We start from the raw sequence: 16,989 nt of genomic DNA, 5'->3' as shown, positions 1-16,989 counted from the left end.
TGGAAGAAAATCTATCATTAAGCTTTCTTCCCTTTCTTTATCATTGTGTGGAGGCTCAGCACATATTGTGCGGAGGCTTAGCACTAATAGTGCGGAGGCTTAACACCAATCATTTGGATGGTTTATAGCTTTGAAATCAATCTGTTATTTTTTAAGGTGGGAAGAGCTATTATCGTGTTTTACTATGATAAAATTATAGGAGATACACAATGTTATGCATCTCCTATTTATCGTTTATAGCGAGTTTTATACAGCCTTGACCTTATAGTGTCTGTGTTTTGTATAAAACTTTATGATGAGTTTGACGCTTTACTTAAGTTATAAAGTCAAGCTGTATAGTTTATCTTAGTTGGCAAATCGAACGTTTTGTGCGCTATAGCCTACCTGAATATTGCCCTGGATAAGTTTACCCTCTGGAGAGTAATAGAAAACTTCACTTGGCGCTGTATAGCTTGGGTTATCTATAACATAGATATTACCATAACGGTCAATATTAACCTGTGAAGGATTTTTGAGACCTGCCATATCAAGGTCGGTTTCCTTTCCAGTTGCGAGGTCATAGATAAAGAAACGCTTATTCGTATCATAGTAGGTAGCATATAGGCATACAAGTGCGTTCTTCTTAGCACTGTATGCAATTGAACTTGCCCTGAAGAGCTTTTTAACCTCATCATTGTTAGCATTAATCTTCTGTACAAGTGCAGTCTTGTGGTCGAACATTGATACGAAGTAAATATCGTTACCAACAGCAATACTCTGGTTATAAGGATTCTGTCCAACGGTAAGTGTCTTTGTCTTCTTAAATGAGTTACAGTCAACAACAGCTACTGTATTACCTTTCCCATAGCCTGAGATGTTTGCATAGAGTTTACCATTAGCAACGGAAAGTGCCTCTGGGTGATCGCCCACTTCTACAGAATCAACCAATGGCTTCTGTGCATAGTTTGGATTCATCTTGTATACTTTGCCGTTGTAAGCAGAGAAGTAAACATAGTTTCCATCCGATGTTAGATAACGTGGACTTGCATTGTGCAACTTGATAGTCTGTTCTATCTTACCCATACGATCCAATACTTCAACCTTTGAAGAGGTTGTACAGGTAACGACAAGCTTAGTTCCAAAGACAATTAAGTCCTGTGCATCACCGATTCCGATACCATTTTGAGTCATGTAAGCATTGCTATAGATGTATGGTGCAGTTGGACGTGACTCGCTGTTATAGTCGAGAATACCCACTGTACCATCATTTGCATTCCAGTTACCCGCACAAGCAACATATACATCTGTGCTATATACTGATGGTTGTTTGTAGACAAAGTCGTTGTCATCGCTACAAGCTGTGAATGTAAGCGCTGACATCAGAATGATACCAAGCGCAAGAAGATTCTTTTTCATTTTCTTGTTGTTTTGTTTATAATTTGTTGTTATCTCTTTTATTTTCTCTTTACTTTTTACAATATTCTCCTTTTCTTCAAAGTTTCCAACTTACTGTGAGGCGCCAGTTTGTTCCTGGCATAGGGTAGAAGCGTACCACCTCATAGTTCTTGTTGCCAAGGTTGCGTAAGTCGAATTGTAGATGCAGTTGTTGTTTGAAGATGTTGATATCCTTTGAAACCGTAATACTATGGTCGGTGAAGGCTGTCATACGGTTGTCAGGAATATTATATCCCAATGAATAACGTTCACCCATTAATAGTAGATTATAGCTTAAGTCCAGCCATGGGGTATGTAGCAGTGAACTAATTGACCCAGAGTGGCGTGGAGTATAAGCTATCTGGTGTCCATAGTAAATATAGGTTGGACTTGTTCTATCGGTTGCATTGAGCATACTATAGCTTCCTGTCACACTGAGTGACCATTCGTCGTTCCATCGCTTCTCTGCATTTGCGGAGATATCAAGACCTATTTGACGCACCTTTCCTGCATTCATCATCTGCCAATAGAACATTTTTGGCACTGCAATAATCTTATCGGTGACATTGCCAAAGTATCCATCTGCCGTCAATGAGAGCTGAATTGTTTGGTTGAATGTGTGAGAATAGGTTGCACCGAGGTTCCACTGGCGTGACTTCTCAGGATTTAACCGACGATTTCCAATACCAGTATAATAAAGTTCATTAAGTGTTGGTGTGCGGAAGATGTCCTTATATCCAAAGCGGAAACGAAGGTCTTGTAAGACTCTCCATTGTAAACTGAAGGCAGGGGAGAGGCGATGGAAACCATCGGATGCATTGCCAAGTTTTACCTGCTCTGTGATATTTGTTGCAAGGAGTGAGGCATTGATAGTGAACTGACCTATACGATAGCTTGTTGCCAATGCTGTCCATAGGGAGTTGCGTGTAGGGTTTGCAGCCTGTGAGAGCGACATTGAGAGTTGATTATGCGCATAGTCTTGTGCCAAAGAGAGGTGAAGTCCTTGTAAAGGCTCGCTCCATAAGGTTGCTGTTAGATATGCTTCCTGCTGTCTGTAGATGTCTTCTTTATAGCCACTGGCAGGCATATCTGAGTAGCGTGACCATGAATAATTCCACTTAGCAGCTGCTTTCAACTTGATACGCTGGCTGAATTTATTTTCATAGAAAAGCTGTGTGAAGACATTCTTGTCTACTAATCGCTCAGCAGAGTAGGTGTTATCGTAGATGACTGCACCCGGTAAGCCTCGATGAGAGGTGAAACCGTATGTCTTCCACTTCAGTATTTGCTTATCATTAAGCTGATAATCAAGGTTTATTTCACCTCGCCAAGTCTCAATGTCACTATTGTGACGGCGTTCATTGATGGTCTTAATTCCATTCCTTAATTTGAAAGCATAAACACCATCAGCCCTTTCATAGCTTCCGTATGCCCCGATGCCAAGCCGTGAGAACTGCTGGTGGAAGAGTAGGGAGGGAGAGATAAGTCCATAACTACCTGTGCGGATGGTCGTAGAGAGGTTAGTCTTCTTTCTTATTGATTTACCATTATGGTCTGTATAGCCTTGCAGTGTACTAATGTTAATCATGCCTGCAGAGGCGTATGCCTTTGCACTTTGATAGATGTCATCGTCTTGTCCAATCTGAAGACTGATAAGTGAGATGTTATCAAGGGTGTAACGGGATAGGTCTACCTGTCCACTTTGGCAGTCACCAACCTGTACGCCATCGTAACTAACGCCCGTATGCCCTGCTCCAAGACCACGAATGTTGACGGTCTTCATACCGCCCACACCACCATAGTCTTTCACCTGCACACCAGCAAAGCGTTTCAGAGCATCGCCCATATCACGGATGCCGAGTCGTTCCATATCAGCATGTGAAAGTGTTTGTACAGGTGAACTTGCCAATACATTTCCAGAAATACGGAAGCCATTGACCACAACCTCCTTAATGGTTTGCGTTGTGTCAGAATCAATTGTCTGTGCTATCGTACCGAGTGGGCACAATAAAAGTAAGAAAGAAGCTAACTGCCTCATATCTCTTTCTGTAATCAAAGGGTTCTATGCAGTGCCCTTCCTCGAGGGATGCAACGATTTACAATGGCAGGTCTTCTGACTTATTGCCCAAAGTAGGGTAAACGCCTTCCCAGTTCTATATCAACCAGTGGCTTCTGTTTACCTATGACAGACAACTTACAGCTGCGGGACAGTAGCGGATTTACACCGCTTTCCCTTTTTAATCATGATGGTAATGAACCAATTGCATTTGCAAAGATACGATAAAGGGGAGAGATGGGCAAATAAAGGTGTGTTTTTCTACTTGTGATGTTGTGTAAACTATTTATGATAAGATATTAACGTAACTGCTTCTGTAGGTGCTTCATCATGTGACCACCCCACTGATTATCGTCTATGTGAACGAAACCAACACGATGATAGAGGCGTTCAGCCTGTGGGTTTCCTGTATCAACAAGCAAGCCTGTTGGGAGATTCATCTTTCTGCCTTTCTCTATTGTTGCTTCAAGTAGTTGCTTAGCAAGACCTCTCCTGCGGAATGTATGATTAACGCATAAGGAGTCAATATAAAGTTCTCCAGCCGCTGTCTCATCATCCATGTCCGAAAAATCACGACCGAAAGCAGCCAATGCACCATTGATGAAAGTCTGTCTTAATTCTTTAAGTTTAGCTCCATCGTAGCTAACACAGATACCAGCAATCTCGTTTGTATCTGTTATTGCAACAATTGTATTAAGATAGGAATATTGTGAGTCTTCACGTTCCACCAAACTTGTTATCAGCTGATGAAAATCTTCTAAACTATGGTTAGGACCTGCAAACCACTGGCAACACTCATGATCCATCGCCTCCATAATTAAACGGGCTATCACTGTAGCCTGCTCCTTCTGTGCTTTTTCAATCCTAATCATAGTGCGAAGATACGAAAACTATTTGATTTAACGTGTATGCGTGGTTGAATCTATAAAATAAATTGCGTTTTTCAAAACATCTCCCAACTCTTTTTATTGGGAAAAAGAGTCGGGGATGAGTTTAATGTTATTTGATACCTAAGTCCTTCATCGCCTTTTGTGCGTCTTCGTTAGTCTTGCCTTGCATCTTTTCTGCAGCTTCCTTGGCAGCCTTCTTTGCAGCTTCTATCTGCTCTGGTGATACGGATTGAGCAGCTTCCTTAACCTTTGACATACCCTCAGTGATAGCCTTTGGGTCAGCCTTTGAAGCAGCGTCGATAGCAGCACCAACAGCTTTTGCTGCAGCCTCATTGCCAGAAGACTTCAAAGCAGCCTGAATATTCTTAGAGTTGCTCTGCATCCACTGCTGGAGCTTTGCAACATAAGCCTGTGCCTCTTGTGGGTTCTTCTGAGCAAGTTCAGCCATCTTGGTTTGTGCTGCCGTGAGCAATGCAGCTACACCCTTATCGTCCTTAGCCTTTACTTTCTCGTTGAGCTGCTCAATGAGTTGGTCAGGTGAAGCTGGAGCCTCTGCTGTTACAGCTGAATCAGCCGGAACTAATTCTTTCATAGTTGAGTCTGCATCAGCCTTTGGAGCGTTAGTTTTACTGTTATTACAGCTTGTGAAGGTCATTGCTGCTACAGCAATTGCCATGATAAATACTTTCTTCATAATCTTTTTTAGCTTAAGTGAATTAATTTTTTGAACTATAATATTTGTCAAAGATAAGTATAAATCTTTTTGGTTGTTTCACTTTTTAGTATGTTTTAACTATAAAATGCAAAAAGTGATTGTCTTTCCATCGTTTTTTATGGATAGAAGAGATGATAATTTGCACTTCTGTTCAACATTAATATATTCTATTCCACTTGCGTTTTAGGCCAGTTGACAAGGTAGAGATGCTCTGTGGCACGTGTAAAGGCTGTGTAAAGCCAATGGATATAATCAGGTGTAAGCATCTCGTCGGTCATATATCCTTGGTCAAGATAGATGTGTGCCCACTGTCCGCCCTGTGCTTTATGGCAGGTGATAGCATAGCCGAATTTCACTTGTAAGGCGTTGTAATATTCATCTTCACGTACCTTCTTCATGCGGTCTGCCTTTAGTGGAATGTCCTCATAATCCTCTAACACACGTTGAAAGAGTTGTTCGTTCTGCTCTTGTGTTAAGGCAGGTGCTTCGGTCATAAGTGCATCAAGGATTACGGTCATATCCTCTTCTGCGTTATTATAATCGGGGAATTCCAATGATACATCTGCAAAACGGAAGCCATAAAGTTCACGTACATTGCGAACACGACGCACAACAGCACGGTCACCGTTAGCGATGAAGGTTAGAGCAGGTGGCTCAACATCCTTTCCTTCACCTGAAGAAAGGGGTGTAGCGTGTCTTACATTGTTTATGGCGGTGTTTATGCCCCTTTCTTCGGAGGAGGGATTGTTCTTATACTTATTCTTTACCACCATCAGCATGTCTCCTGTTGTCAGTTCTTCTTCACGTCCAAGAACCATGTTGCGAATACCTTGATTGAAGACATTTGCACGTTTGTTAGAACGCGTGATGACCATTGTTTCGTCTATTCCCACCTCAGAATAGCTGGAAGCAAGACGCTCAATCAATTCATCACCTGGAACAATAGAGATGTCGGCAAAGCCATTAAAGCGAATCTTAGGTAGTTGTGTAACCTCATCATGGGTTATCATTTGTCTGATGACTGTGGCATTGTAAAGAATACCAGAGTTTTGGCTCTGTCGAAGAACCTCGTTCAAATCACATTCATAGACCGTTAGTCCGTAGGCACGAAGGACATCCGCACGTAGCGCAGGACTCTCTTCTTCACCAACAGGAGGGAGCTGTGCTTTGTCGCCGACAAGCAACATACGGCAGTTACGGTCGTTATAAACATATTGGATAAGGTCGTCAAGTAGGCAACCGCTGCCGAATGTGGTGTTACTTGACGACAAACTAATCATCGATGCCTCATCAACCATGAACAAACGGTCATGGAAGAGGTTGACATTCAGATTAAACTTTCCGTCAAGTCCTGTAAATGCTTTTTCCCGATAGATAGAGCGATGAATGGTTGCTGCAGGCTGATTGGCATTTAATGAGAATACCTTTGCGGCACGACCCGTTGGAGCCAATAGCGAAACCTTTTGTCGTAATTCCAGCATTGTGCGGACAATAGCACCTGCTAAAGAGGTTTTACCCGTACCAGCACTACCACGGAGAATCATGACAGCACGCTCATCACGGTTAGTCATAAAGCGTGCAAAGAGGTCTACTGCATACATCTGATCGGTAGTTGGTTCAAAGCCGAAGTTCTGTAATATTCTGTATTTTAGCTCCTCATTTATCATCGTTTAAAGTCTTATATCTCTTATTAGTTCCACTCTTTAATATCAGCATGACCTTCTATTTGCTGCTCTATGTTGTCAGGAAGCAGTGAGAAGAAGTCCATTCCTGTGATACGTTCTATCTCGTCAACCGTATTAACGTAGTCAGTTTTCTTTCTTCCTTTGGTTGATACATTCCTACAAATAAAGCCAATAGCTTTGGGATCATCTCTCAGACAGAGAACTACTTTGAAGAAAGCCTCTGGCACTTGCACTTTATTCTTGCCAATAGTCTTATGCTTTTGATTGAAATAGATAGGTCCACAGACGATATAGACATCTCCATACTCTTGTGCCCATGTGCGGCATTGTTTCTCTATTGTGTTCCACAAACCACTGTTTAGAGCTGGTATTTGCGGACAAACATTTGTCATCAGGAAACTCTGCTCCATCGCTTTTTGGCTCCAATGATTATCGCCCGCAGGACACATGTGTCCACGATCATATCCGGAGCGCATATAATCGTAGGTGTCAACACGTGGTTCTGGTATCTCTTCGTCTGCTTGGAAGATGATGCCCTTGCGCTTAGCTGGTCCGTTGGTATGGCTTGCAGTAAGGTGCCATGCTACCCAGTTAGGCGTACGTGTTTCGACATTATACGATGTGGTATAACCTTCACGATAAAGTAGTAGAGATGGAACATTGGCTTTACTTATAGGGATTTCTAAGCCTTGTTTTATCTCAAAACTACTCTTTTGAGTCATCTTCTTTTTCCCATTTGTCTTTTTGGAAGAATCAGACTTATTGCTGTTATAGGATTCTACAAAGGGTTTGTCTAATGTTGAGAAATTTCCCTTCTTCTTCTCTCCTTGGCAAGCAATAGCCATAAAGGATAGAGAGAGTATGATAATCTTAAAGAATATACGATTCATCTATTGATTTTCTTGCTATAATCCCTCTTGAAACAGGTGCTTTGCTCTCTTATTTTATATTACTCTTAATGAAAGATGATAATAGTTTCCATATCAAATAACTGAATAGGAATAAATTAAAAGAAGCATATTTTGCTGTTAGGGGTTCAAACTTAAAGTAAATTGATTATGTTTACAAAGTTACTATTTTCTTGTTATTTAATTGGTGCTTTTCATTAAAGACTTCACTTTAATGTTGTCTTTTATTTGCTTTTGGGGATTTGGAGTGCGGTTAAGAGCTTATTCTTTGATAGAATGTTTTACGCTTTAAGGCATGAAATATATTTACATAATTTCTTATTTTTAAGCCTTTTGAAATGTATAAAAGTGGGTTTTATGTTGTCTTTGTAACTTCCTTATATTCTGATTGTTATAAGGTTGGATTTTAAAAGGTGCTTACTTAGCTCCTTAAAGGGCGTTAGTTAGAGCTCAAAAGGGCATCTTTTGGGAGCCAATTAAGGCTTAATTCAAATGCTATTAAGCATGAATTGAAAATGGAGAGAGGGAAAATTTATTACAAAACGTGTTTTATAGTTGTCACTCTATTCCATTTATACTTTATTTATATATGCCTATCTTTTTTCTTAGAAAACCTATAGAGCATGATTGTTTAGTTGAGGTTGATTCTAAGAAAGTTATTATTTTTACATCATTTTTTTGCTAAAATCTATCATTTAGGTCTAAGTAATTGGCTATGAACAGCCTTATGAGTTATGAAATGCAGTAGGTAATGATTTAGCGACCTATCTTCAACAGTGATATACAACGCTTTGCATAACTCGAATAACCTATTGCAAAGATAAGGGTGTATCGTGAAAAAAAAGAATTTTCCCCCAATTATTTTAGTAGAGCCGTCCGTTTGGGCGGCTTTTTGTTTTCCGTGTATTCCGTTTTGTGATAAGATGTAGTCCTCGAAAACTGCGTTTTTTGTTTTCGCCTCGCTTCTCCGTCTGCACATCCTCCACTTATGCCCGTGTATTATGTCGGGATCGGTTGTTCGTTGTCAGCGGCAAAGGTAGTTCCGGGCTTCCACGGACAAAAAAGGTCGGGGCGGCAAGCCGTTTAGACGACAATCTCCACACGTCCATTTCATTGCAGGTAGTATTCTCGCCGTAAAACCTTGTTTGTCCTAAGCCCTACCTTTTTACGCCACTGAAACGAAAACGACCGACCCGACGGAAAAACGCAAAAAATGTCGGATATGCAAGAAACAAGGAATTTGGGAATAAATTAGAGCCAGCTTCCATCTGATTTTTTTATCCTGAATTGTTTTGTAAAGTCAATAATAAATTCATTATTGGTAATTTTTAGCCACTTATTGATTGATTCTATTAATAAAAATAATATATCGCAATATTTGTCGAGAGTTCCATGATTTAGTGTAAAATAATTAGTCAATATAGGTATATAGCCAATGGGGAAATCACCAAAATTTCGAACAATACCTTTTTCTTTGTTAAGTTTCTCCATCAACAAATATCTGTTAGGTAAATTATTTGATGCTATTTCTGAACCCTTAACGACAATAAATCTATCATCTTTCTCTTCTAATTTAATAAATAGTGTAGAAAAATAGTTGGTCTTAAACTTGTCATATTCAGCAAACCATTCATAAATATCAATGAGTGAATTCAAAACTTCTCTATTATAATATGGAGAACTTAGAGCTTTATTAATATGGTTGTAAATCTTATTTTCATCTTCATTAAATAGTTTCAACACGTAAAATCCTAGTGTTTTTTTATTTTGCAACTCCTTGAATAAATCATTTTGAGACATATTCAGGAAGTTTTGTGTAGCTGCAAATAAATTCTTTTTTGAAATATCATAATCAACTATTAATGATAAATGTGATAATACCCCCAATATTTCTCTATCTATGTCTTTTTTAAGAAAATCCAATATTTTGTTAGTCAGATTTCCTTTTTTATTCATTTCGTATATTGCGGATTCTATTTTACGTGATAACTCGTCTTTTCCATTACAACTTGTATAATCTAATATTCGTCTATTTCTTAAATCGAATGGCAAATCATTATAGCTTCCAAAATCTTTATTATATACACATATAATTTTTTCCCATCCTAATGATCTAGCTGCATAGCCTAATTCTACTAATACATTAGGATTTGGCGTTTTTCTTAATTCGTCATATTTTTTGTTTATGATTGAAATATCCGCAACAAAAATATTACAACTTCCTATTTGGGTAAAAATAGATTCTGTAATATCAGGAGAACCAGCTAAATTTCTTGTTGCTTTATCAAGCTTTATATCTAATGAAATATTTTTTTGTTGGCGTAACTTTTTTAATGCATCTTTAATTGATGTTTCAATAAAGTTCAAATTTTGATTTTTAGGCAAATCAGATTGCCAAGAGTAGAATATTTTAGTTCCATCTTTTATCTCCTAATTATCAATTTTCATAGTTGACGACAATTGGCAATGGTTAGTGACATATCTTCCGAATTGATATACAACGCTTTGCACAAAAGCGAATAACCTGTTGCAAAGATAAGGGTGTATCGTGAGAAAAAAGAATTTTCCCCCAATTATTTTAGTAGAGCCGTCCGTTTGGGCGGCTTTTTGTTTTCCGTGTATTCCGTTTTGTGATAAGATGTAGTCCCCGAAGACTGCGTTTTTTGTTTTCGCCCCGCTTCTCCGTCTGCACATCCTCCACTTATGCCCGTGTATTATGTCGGGATCGGTTGTTCGTTGTCAGCGGCAAAGGTAGTTCCGGGCTTCCACGGACAAAAAAGGTCGGGGCGGCAAGCCGTTTAGACGACAATCTCCACACTTCCATTTCATTGCTGGTAGTATTCTCGCCATAAAACCTTGTTTGTCCTAAGCCCTACCTTTTTACGCCACTGAAACGAAAACGACCGACCCGACGGAAAGACGCATAAAAAAAATGTCGGATATACGAGAAGCAGGGAAAAAGAAAATGGAAACTCAACTCCCTCACCTCTAAAATCCGCATAAAATCAAAAAAATCAGACAAGATGAAACTGAGATACAAAATATCAATTTGGGTGGTACTTGCACTCGCAGGCTCTCTCCTTTGTGGCGGAAGCGTCTGGCTTTGGCTGGCATGGATATGTGTGGGAAAACTCCTCATTCGGCTACTCCTTACCATTGCTTTGGCAATCGCCGCATACATTTTGGCTTATGCCCTCATCATCGGGACAATACTTTGGATACTCATTTCTTAAACAGACAGATATATGAAAAGAAGAAGCAAGACAATCGCACAGCAATGCAGATACTACGAAGTGGACAACATCTTCGAGTATATGGTATCGGTTTACCTCAACGGAAACATATCCACCTTTGGGGAACTATACAAGGAACTCTATCGGAAGGACAGAAAGGAATTTATACTCTATCTCTTTTCAGAAGTTGAACCTATTCATATCCAAGAAATCATTTTAGAAACCATATAACTATATAAGACAATGAAAGGAACAGAACATTTCAAGGACGTTATCCAAAACTATTTGGAAACGAGAGCATCATACGATGAACTCTTTGCGGAAAGTTTCCGCAAGGAGAACAAGAACATAGACGAGTGCATTACCTACATCTTGACGGAAGTCCAAAGAATGGGGTGTGCAGGTCTGTCCGATGAGGAGGTATATTCCCTTGCCGTTCACTACTACGATGAGGATAACATCGAGGTGGGCAAGTCCATCAACTGCCAAGTCGTGGTAAACCATACTATTGAACTTATAGAGGAGGAAAAGGCGGAAGCACGGAAAAAGGCTATTGAGCGATACCAAGCGGAGGAATACCGCAAACTGACCACCAAGAAACCAAAAGCGGAGAAGCAAGTGGAACAGCAGATAGCACAACCCTCACTATTCGAGTTTTAACCCTTAAACAACAAAAGAAAAATGGAAGCAACGGATTTGAACGAAGCACGCATCTATGTAGGCACTTATGCCAAGTACAACAACGGCTCATTGCAGGGCGAATGGGTGGAACTTTCGGACTTCTACGATTTGGACGGCTTTATGGAGCGTTGTGCGGAGATACACGAGGACGAGGAAGAACCCGAATATATGTTCCAAGCGTGGGAGGAAATCCCCGATGGTCTGATAGCCGAGAGCCATTTGGAGGAAACCTTCTTTGAGCTTCGGGACGAGTTGGACAGACTGAATGACACGGAGAATACACCCCGATTTCATGAGTGACATATCGGATGCCTACGAGTCGGCGTACACCATTATGCTGAACTTAAACAAGACATGGGTTCAAAAGCAAGGAGATTTCTTCGTGGAATCACCTATCGTGCTCTTCGCCGCCATTATCTCGTATCTCCGCATCTTTGAGGGTGACAAGTATTGTACCTTTCCGCACGCCATTGAGTTTCTCTGCCGCAAGTACGAGGATATTTTTCCGATACTCACCTCATATCCTGAATTGGAAAACTATCTTTCTCCTTTCATGGACGCTTGGCTCGGAGGGGCGGCTGACCAGCTTCAGGGGCAGATTGCTTCCGCCAAGATTCCCTTGTCAAGGATGATCAGTCCGCAACTCTATTGGATTATGACGGGAGATGATTTCACACTCGACATCAATAACCCCAAAGAGCCTAAAATCCTTTGTGTGGGGAACAATCCCGACAGGCAAAATGTCTATGGAGCGGCATTGGGACTGTATAACAGTCGTATCGTGAAGCTGATAAACAAGAAAGGAATGCTGAAAAGTTCCGTACTGATAGATGAGCTGCCTACCATATACTTCAAAGGGCTCGACAATCTGATCGCCACTGCTCGAAGCAACAAGGTTGCGGTCTGCTTAGGCTTTCAGGACTTCTCGCAGTTGAAGTGGGATTATGGGGATAAGGAAGCGGCTGTGGTGATGAATACCGTCGGGAACATCTTCTCCGGTCAGGTGGTCGGCGAGACAGCAAAGACCTTATCGGAGCGTTTCGGAAAAGTGCTTCAAAAACGGCAGAGCATGAGCATCACTCGAAGCGACAAAACGACCTCCATCTCCACGCAGATGGACAGCCTTATTCCTCAGAACAAGATTTCCACGCTCACACAGGGAATGTTTGTCGGAGCAGTTGCCGACAACTTCTCCGAACGTATCGAGCAGAAGATATTCCACTGTGAGATTGTGGTGGACAATGCGAAAGTGGCAAAGGAAACAGCCGCTTACCGACCGATACCCGTTCTGACGGACTTCACAAATGAAGATGGCGAGGATATGATGGAACAGGAGATAAAGGCGAACTATGACCGTGTCAAGACGGAGGTGCGGGAAATCGTGGAACGGGAATTGCAGCGGATTGCCGATGATCCGGAACTTTCCAAACTACTCAATACCAAGAAATAACGATTGTTTTTCTTGGCTCTAAGGCAGAATTTTTGTATTTTTGAACACGCTAATTGATTACACTATGAATTGTTTTGATCATACTAAAGAACCGGCGGTAGCCCAATGTTCCGATTGTGGAAAAGGGCTGTGTCCTGAATGTGCGGAAAGGTATCAGCCGATACTCTGTACACCTTGTTTTCAGAAAAGAAAACGTAGTGAGATTTGGCGAAGCATCTTCAGCCTGTTATTTCTCATCACCTTGTTTGTCATAGGTTTCAGATGGAATTTCTTAGCGACCAAAGGTTTTGAGGATATGAGAGGTATGTCCGGATATGTGCTGATGGCGATATGGTCGGGCTACCTCTTCGTGGAAAAGTTCATTCCCTATAAAATGATTGCCGGAACAAACGGGCAGTGGGTATTTTACTATATCTTCAAACTCCTCCTCTTTGTTATCATCGGAGTTTTTACCGCTCCTTTCACCTGTCTGTGGGCTGTGTATCGGGTAATAAGGGCATTTCGGTAAGAGGTGGTAATTTCTCCAACTGAGGGCTGGAGAAATTACAATCTATATTTTGAGAGATTAGAAGAACTTCTGCAACCGATAGTTGCAGAAAATAAATGAAGGGAGATATTCCTGGTTTGGAGTATCTCCCTTTGTTTCATTTACCGCTTCTTGAATTTACCGCCTTTCAGGTCGCTTTCCACCATATGCTTGTTGAGTTTCTCTCGGAGTTCATCAAGGAAATAGGTACGGCTGTCGTCCTTGCGTCGCTTCATGTTCATATAGACGTTGTAGCAGTTTTTGATTTCCACACCGAAGATGTCGGAAAAGACATCCGCCAATTCCTCCACACCGATTTCTCCATTGTTGATACAGTCGCAGGTGTCAAGGGTATAAAGGAGTTCGACCAAGTCCACAACCTTACCTGTCCAACGGAACTTCTTGGCAGGAGAGGCAAGGACGGGGTTCGCTGTCGGCAGCAGTCCTTTGATACGCATGTCGAGGAGTTCCAGCTCGATGGCGACGATGTCCGAAAGTTCTATTACAAATTAGCGCACTATGCCCACAGGGGCAAGGGAAAATCTATGGGCGGACAGGCCGAACCGAGAACCCGAGGTAGCGTCTGCTGTGGTTGTACTTGTCGTGTCTATCCGAATCGAAGTTGAGGTTGCTGGCGTAGTCGTTGTACCCTATGTAGAGCGAACTCGACCTGAAGTAGCCCCAGCTACCGGCATTGCTGAGTACGGAACCTTTGCGGTAGCCGGCGGCAGGCAGGAAGATGGAGTTGCCGTTCTTTTTGCTCTTCACTTCGTAGCCTTTCACGCCGTTTTGCGTGGTCCACGTCCAGGTGCAGTTGTCTCTCAGTTCCTGAATTTCGTCTATGGTCGGCATGCGCCACGGCGAGCCGAGGTTGGCGATGGCGGCGTCGTCGGCCGCTTCGAGGGTGGTCTTGTGGTCGCCGATGAAGTTGCCGCTGGCGTCATACCAGATGCCCTCAGTCTGGCCGTCGGCGATAGTGTACTTGGTGATGTGCATCTCGTCGGACTGCCCCGCCTGCATCCACTTGTAGGTTGCCCAAGTGTATTCTGCTTTGGGCTCGGTCTCTCCCCAGGCGTAGTAGCTGCCGTAGTCGCTCGGCTTCGATGCGCCGAGGTTGCACTTGGCCCACTTCACGCTCAGGCCGAGGTCTACGTATTCTTCCGTGGAGCCTCCGCCGCCTCCGATTTCCGTCATCGTGCCGCTGTAGTTGGCGGTGAGGGTGTGCTCCTTACCGTCTTCGCCTTTTACGCACCCGTTCTCGAGCTTGATATTGATGGTGCCCTCGGGCGAGCCGCTGATGGTGAGTGTGCCGGTGGTGAAGACGGGGAAGTCGCTATCGTCGGGGGCGGCATTAGTCTTGATGAGGCTGGTGCCGTCGGACTTATAGTAATCTACCACCCAATACCACCCGCTGTGCTCCTTTTCCTTTTTGGTCAGGTCGATGGGGCTGCCGGTGATGTGCTGGGCTTTGTTCAATTGTATTTTCACCTTTTCCTTACCGTCGGCCGAGAGGTTAAGGTAGAGGCTGTAGTCGCCATCGCCCTCGTCTTTGTACTCGGCCTTGAGGATGGGTTTCTCCTTGCCGTCTATGATCACGGTCTGCGCCTTGAGCTCGGGTTTCGGGTCGGGTTTCGGTTCGTCGTTATCACTCGAGCAGGCGGTGAACGCCGCGCTCATCATCATCACTGTTGCTGCGAGGGCAAGCGTCCTTCCTGCCGCTTTCGCAAAGAAATTATTTCGTTTCATTATTGTTGAATGTTTTGCGATGTTGGTTGCCTTCCCGTCGCGAACGATTCGAAAGGCTTATATCACTGTTTTACATATACCGTCTGCAATCCCACGCCCTTATAGCGCATTGCCCCATACTTGCCGCCGCCCTGATAGTCCTGACAGAAGCTGTAGTCGTGGGCTTCGAGCTTGCCCTTCTTGTTGCGGTAAACCACCCATGCCCGCACGGCGCGGTCGGTGGGCACAGTGCCGTTGTAGTGAACCTTCCACGCTGGGTTAGTCACAACCACACGGATCGCGCCCGGCACTTTCTGCTTCGCTATGCGCAGCACCTGGGCGTTGAGCTGCTTGTCCATTGCTCCTGCCTTTAGTTCTATTGTCGGGGGTTCGGGCGTTATTACCGCCTCATTGACGATCTTTGTGTATTCGGGCGTATTGTTGTAGCGGGTGTAAGCCATCAGCTGCGTGTTGAACTTGCTCTTGTTGCGCTCGTAGTCTTTATGATGGGTCAGTATGTGCCTGTACATTTCGTTGCCGGCAAGCATATACAATACTTTCAGATGGGGCTCTTTCGAGGTTTCCACCATTTCATAGAAATCCTTCACAGTCGAGGCAATGAGGTTAATGTCTACTGCCACACACGCCACATCCCGCATCAGCACCTCGCGGTCGTAGGGCGATACCCCTGCAGCGTAGGGGAACATCAGGCCTGCCTTCGCGTCGGCCACTCCGGTATTGCCACTTACCGCATACTCCCTCACCGCCGTTACGCGGGTGCTTTCGTAGGCAAGGAGCATGCCCAGCGCCCATACCGATGACTTGCAGTTGGGGTCGGCAAAGAAGCGTGCCGCCATAGGATAGCGGAACAGTTCATCTACCTGCATGGCCAGTTTCTGTCCGTCGGCAGAAACAAGTTCCGGGTTCTTCGTTGCATCGTAGCCCACGATGCCCAGTTTCTCATAGCCTTCATAGCCCATCGGGGCAGTGAGGAACATCTTGATCATATCGAGATAGTAGGCAAGCGGGGTAAAAAGCCGGTCTTTCCCAAGGGCGTAGAAGGCGGGATACTTGTAGTAGGGCTGCAACGGAAAGAGCATCGGGTCGAGATGCTCGAAGGCGGCATACATCTGCTTGTACGACTTCGAGAAGCCGCTCGGCACGCTCTCATCGTTGGCGAACGGCTCGTGGGCAAGTGCCTGCTTCGAGGGTTTGAAGTTTTGCTTGTAGAGGTTGGTGAGCTTGCTGTAAGCACCGCTCTTGCTCAAGTTGCTCCCGTGGAGGTAAGGCATGTCTGCCGACGGCTGCCCGGACTGCCCGGCTGTCATGTCTATGCCGGTGAGGTTGCCGACGGCATCGGCTGCCTTGTCCGTGCCTGTGACGTTGTTGACAGCATCGGCTGCCTTGTTCATCGCCTTGTTCACCGCCTTGTCCTTGGCTTCCGTGGCTTTCTCTTTTACCTTCTCTTTCACTGCGTCTTTGGCTTTCTTGAGAATGTTGCCAAACTGTGCTTGGGCGGGTGTGGCAAAGGTGAAAGCCAGTATCATGGCGGTTGTTGTTGCTATGATTCTGTTCAGTTTTACCATGATAGTATAATGCCCCCCTGTTGAGTTTCTTTTCTGAGTAACGCCGTGTCGGAGGCTTGGGCGTTAGTGGCTGTTTGTTGTTTTTTGTTTCTTTCTCTGCCGTCTTGCCCTTGTTCGTCAG

At 43.5% G+C, this 16,989-nt stretch carries 14 protein-coding genes, 2 pseudogenes and 1 riboswitch; of the genes and pseudogenes, 6 read left to right on the top strand and 10 right to left on the bottom strand.

Annotated features, from left to right (window positions below; genetic code table 11):
- Positions 1-345: 345 nt before the first annotated feature.
- The 7 genes from J5A56_RS00960 to J5A56_RS00930 all read right to left on the bottom strand — a co-directional run bounded on the left by J5A56_RS00960 (position 346) and on the right by J5A56_RS00930 (position 10,034).
- A complete protein-coding gene (locus tag J5A56_RS00960) occupies positions 346-1,395 on the bottom strand; it encodes a YncE family protein (protein WP_021672760.1) in 1,050 nt (349 codons plus the stop codon).
- A gap of 76 nt (positions 1,396-1,471) precedes the next feature.
- Positions 1,472-3,451: a TonB-dependent receptor plug domain-containing protein gene (locus J5A56_RS00955; protein ID WP_021672761.1), complete on the bottom strand. Its 1,980-nt coding sequence runs from the start codon at positions 3,449-3,451 to the stop codon at positions 1,472-1,474.
- 48 nt (positions 3,452-3,499) lie between these two features.
- Positions 3,500-3,690: riboswitch (cobalamin riboswitch) on the bottom strand.
- A 78-nt stretch (positions 3,691-3,768) separates the two neighbouring features.
- Positions 3,769-4,341, bottom strand: coding sequence for a GNAT family N-acetyltransferase (locus J5A56_RS00950; RefSeq protein ID WP_021672762.1), 573 nt, complete (start codon positions 4,339-4,341; stop codon positions 3,769-3,771).
- Between the two features lie 127 nt (positions 4,342-4,468).
- Positions 4,469-5,053 carry a hypothetical protein gene (locus J5A56_RS00945; RefSeq protein WP_036920291.1) on the bottom strand — a complete coding sequence of 195 codons (585 nt, stop codon included), beginning with the start codon at positions 5,051-5,053 and terminating at the stop codon, positions 4,469-4,471.
- Positions 5,054-5,241: 188 nt separating this feature from the next.
- On the bottom strand, positions 5,242-6,741 hold the full coding sequence (locus J5A56_RS00940; RefSeq protein ID WP_021672764.1) for an ATP-dependent DNA helicase: 1,500 nt from the start codon (positions 6,739-6,741) through the stop codon (positions 5,242-5,244).
- Between the two features lie 23 nt (positions 6,742-6,764).
- Entirely contained in the window at positions 6,765-7,649 is an 885-nt protein-coding gene (locus tag J5A56_RS00935) for a DNA/RNA non-specific endonuclease (RefSeq protein ID WP_021672765.1), read from the bottom strand.
- Between the two features lie 1,269 nt (positions 7,650-8,918).
- Complete coding sequence (locus tag J5A56_RS00930; protein WP_249112042.1) at positions 8,919-10,034, bottom strand: hypothetical protein; 1,116 nt, start codon at positions 10,032-10,034, stop codon at positions 8,919-8,921.
- A gap of 656 nt (positions 10,035-10,690) precedes the next feature.
- Between J5A56_RS00930 and J5A56_RS00925 the strand changes: the two genes are divergently transcribed.
- From J5A56_RS00925 to J5A56_RS00900, 6 genes and pseudogenes are all read left to right on the top strand, one after another.
- The gene (locus J5A56_RS00925; RefSeq protein ID WP_004366574.1) at positions 10,691-10,900 is read left to right on the top strand and encodes a hypothetical protein; all 210 of its coding nucleotides are present in this window, start codon (positions 10,691-10,693) and stop codon (positions 10,898-10,900) included.
- A 12-nt stretch (positions 10,901-10,912) separates the two neighbouring features.
- Positions 10,913-11,131, top strand: a complete 219-nt coding sequence (locus tag J5A56_RS00920) for a hypothetical protein (RefSeq protein WP_004332867.1) — start codon at positions 10,913-10,915, stop codon at positions 11,129-11,131.
- Between the two features lie 12 nt (positions 11,132-11,143).
- Positions 11,144-11,560, top strand: coding sequence for a PcfK-like family protein (locus J5A56_RS00915; RefSeq protein WP_211815458.1), 417 nt, complete (start codon positions 11,144-11,146; stop codon positions 11,558-11,560).
- 21 nt (positions 11,561-11,581) lie between these two features.
- Positions 11,582-11,857 (top strand): annotated as a pseudogene (locus tag J5A56_RS00910) (antirestriction protein ArdA); the annotation flags it as partial.
- 1 nt (position 11,858) lies between these two features.
- Positions 11,859-13,031: pseudogene (locus J5A56_RS00905) on the top strand (TraM recognition domain-containing protein); the annotation flags it as partial.
- 304 nt (positions 13,032-13,335) lie between these two features.
- A complete protein-coding gene (locus J5A56_RS00900) occupies positions 13,336-13,539 on the top strand; it encodes a permease of the drug/metabolite transporter (protein ID WP_211815497.1) in 204 nt (67 codons plus the stop codon).
- A gap of 140 nt (positions 13,540-13,679) precedes the next feature.
- Here J5A56_RS00900 and J5A56_RS00895 read toward each other — a convergent pair whose 3' ends face one another.
- From J5A56_RS00895 to J5A56_RS00885, 3 genes are all read right to left on the bottom strand, one after another.
- Positions 13,680-14,015 carry an RteC domain-containing protein gene (locus J5A56_RS00895; RefSeq protein ID WP_021672561.1) on the bottom strand — a complete coding sequence of 112 codons (336 nt, stop codon included), beginning with the start codon at positions 14,013-14,015 and terminating at the stop codon, positions 13,680-13,682.
- Between the two features lie 85 nt (positions 14,016-14,100).
- Positions 14,101-15,303, bottom strand: a complete 1,203-nt coding sequence (locus J5A56_RS00890) for a hypothetical protein (protein WP_211815457.1) — start codon at positions 15,301-15,303, stop codon at positions 14,101-14,103.
- 62 nt (positions 15,304-15,365) lie between these two features.
- Positions 15,366-16,868, bottom strand: a complete 1,503-nt coding sequence (locus J5A56_RS00885; RefSeq protein ID WP_021670741.1) for a hypothetical protein — start codon at positions 16,866-16,868, stop codon at positions 15,366-15,368.
- Positions 16,869-16,989: the final 121 nt, after the last annotated feature.

This window comes from Prevotella melaninogenica, from assembly GCF_018128065.1.
Lineage (GTDB): Bacteria > Bacteroidota > Bacteroidia > Bacteroidales > Bacteroidaceae > Prevotella.
Note: the sequence above shows the minus strand (reverse complement) of the source record. Positions and strands in the feature narration are given on the sequence as shown.

Bases quoted from the DNA above. Each gene is read 5' to 3' on its own strand.
- J5A56_RS00920 (WP_004332867.1), top strand. From the start codon at position 10,913: ATGAAAAGAAGAAGCAAGACAATCGCACAGCAATGCAGATACTACGAA.
- J5A56_RS00955 (WP_021672761.1), bottom strand. From the start codon at position 3,451: ATGAGGCAGTTAGCTTCTTTCTTACTTTTATTGTGCCCACTCGGTACG.
- J5A56_RS00890 (WP_211815457.1), bottom strand. From the start codon at position 15,303: ATGAAACGAAATAATTTCTTTGCGAAAGCGGCAGGAAGGACGCTTGCC.
- J5A56_RS00935 (WP_021672765.1), bottom strand. From the start codon at position 7,649: ATGAATCGTATATTCTTTAAGATTATCATACTCTCTCTATCCTTTATG.
- J5A56_RS00885 (WP_021670741.1), bottom strand. From the start codon at position 16,868: ATGGTAAAACTGAACAGAATCATAGCAACAACAACCGCCATGATACTG.
- J5A56_RS00895 (WP_021672561.1), bottom strand. From the start codon at position 14,015: ATGCGTATCAAAGGACTGCTGCCGACAGCGAACCCCGTCCTTGCCTCT.
- J5A56_RS00925 (WP_004366574.1), top strand. From the start codon at position 10,691: ATGAAACTGAGATACAAAATATCAATTTGGGTGGTACTTGCACTCGCA.
- J5A56_RS00915 (WP_211815458.1), top strand. From the start codon at position 11,144: ATGAAAGGAACAGAACATTTCAAGGACGTTATCCAAAACTATTTGGAA.
- J5A56_RS00945 (WP_036920291.1), bottom strand. From the start codon at position 5,053: ATGAAGAAAGTATTTATCATGGCAATTGCTGTAGCAGCAATGACCTTC.
- J5A56_RS00960 (WP_021672760.1), bottom strand. From the start codon at position 1,395: ATGAAAAAGAATCTTCTTGCGCTTGGTATCATTCTGATGTCAGCGCTT.
- J5A56_RS00940 (WP_021672764.1), bottom strand. From the start codon at position 6,741: ATGATAAATGAGGAGCTAAAATACAGAATATTACAGAACTTCGGCTTT.
- J5A56_RS00950 (WP_021672762.1), bottom strand. From the start codon at position 4,341: ATGATTAGGATTGAAAAAGCACAGAAGGAGCAGGCTACAGTGATAGCC.
- J5A56_RS00900 (WP_211815497.1), top strand. From the start codon at position 13,336: ATGTCCGGATATGTGCTGATGGCGATATGGTCGGGCTACCTCTTCGTG.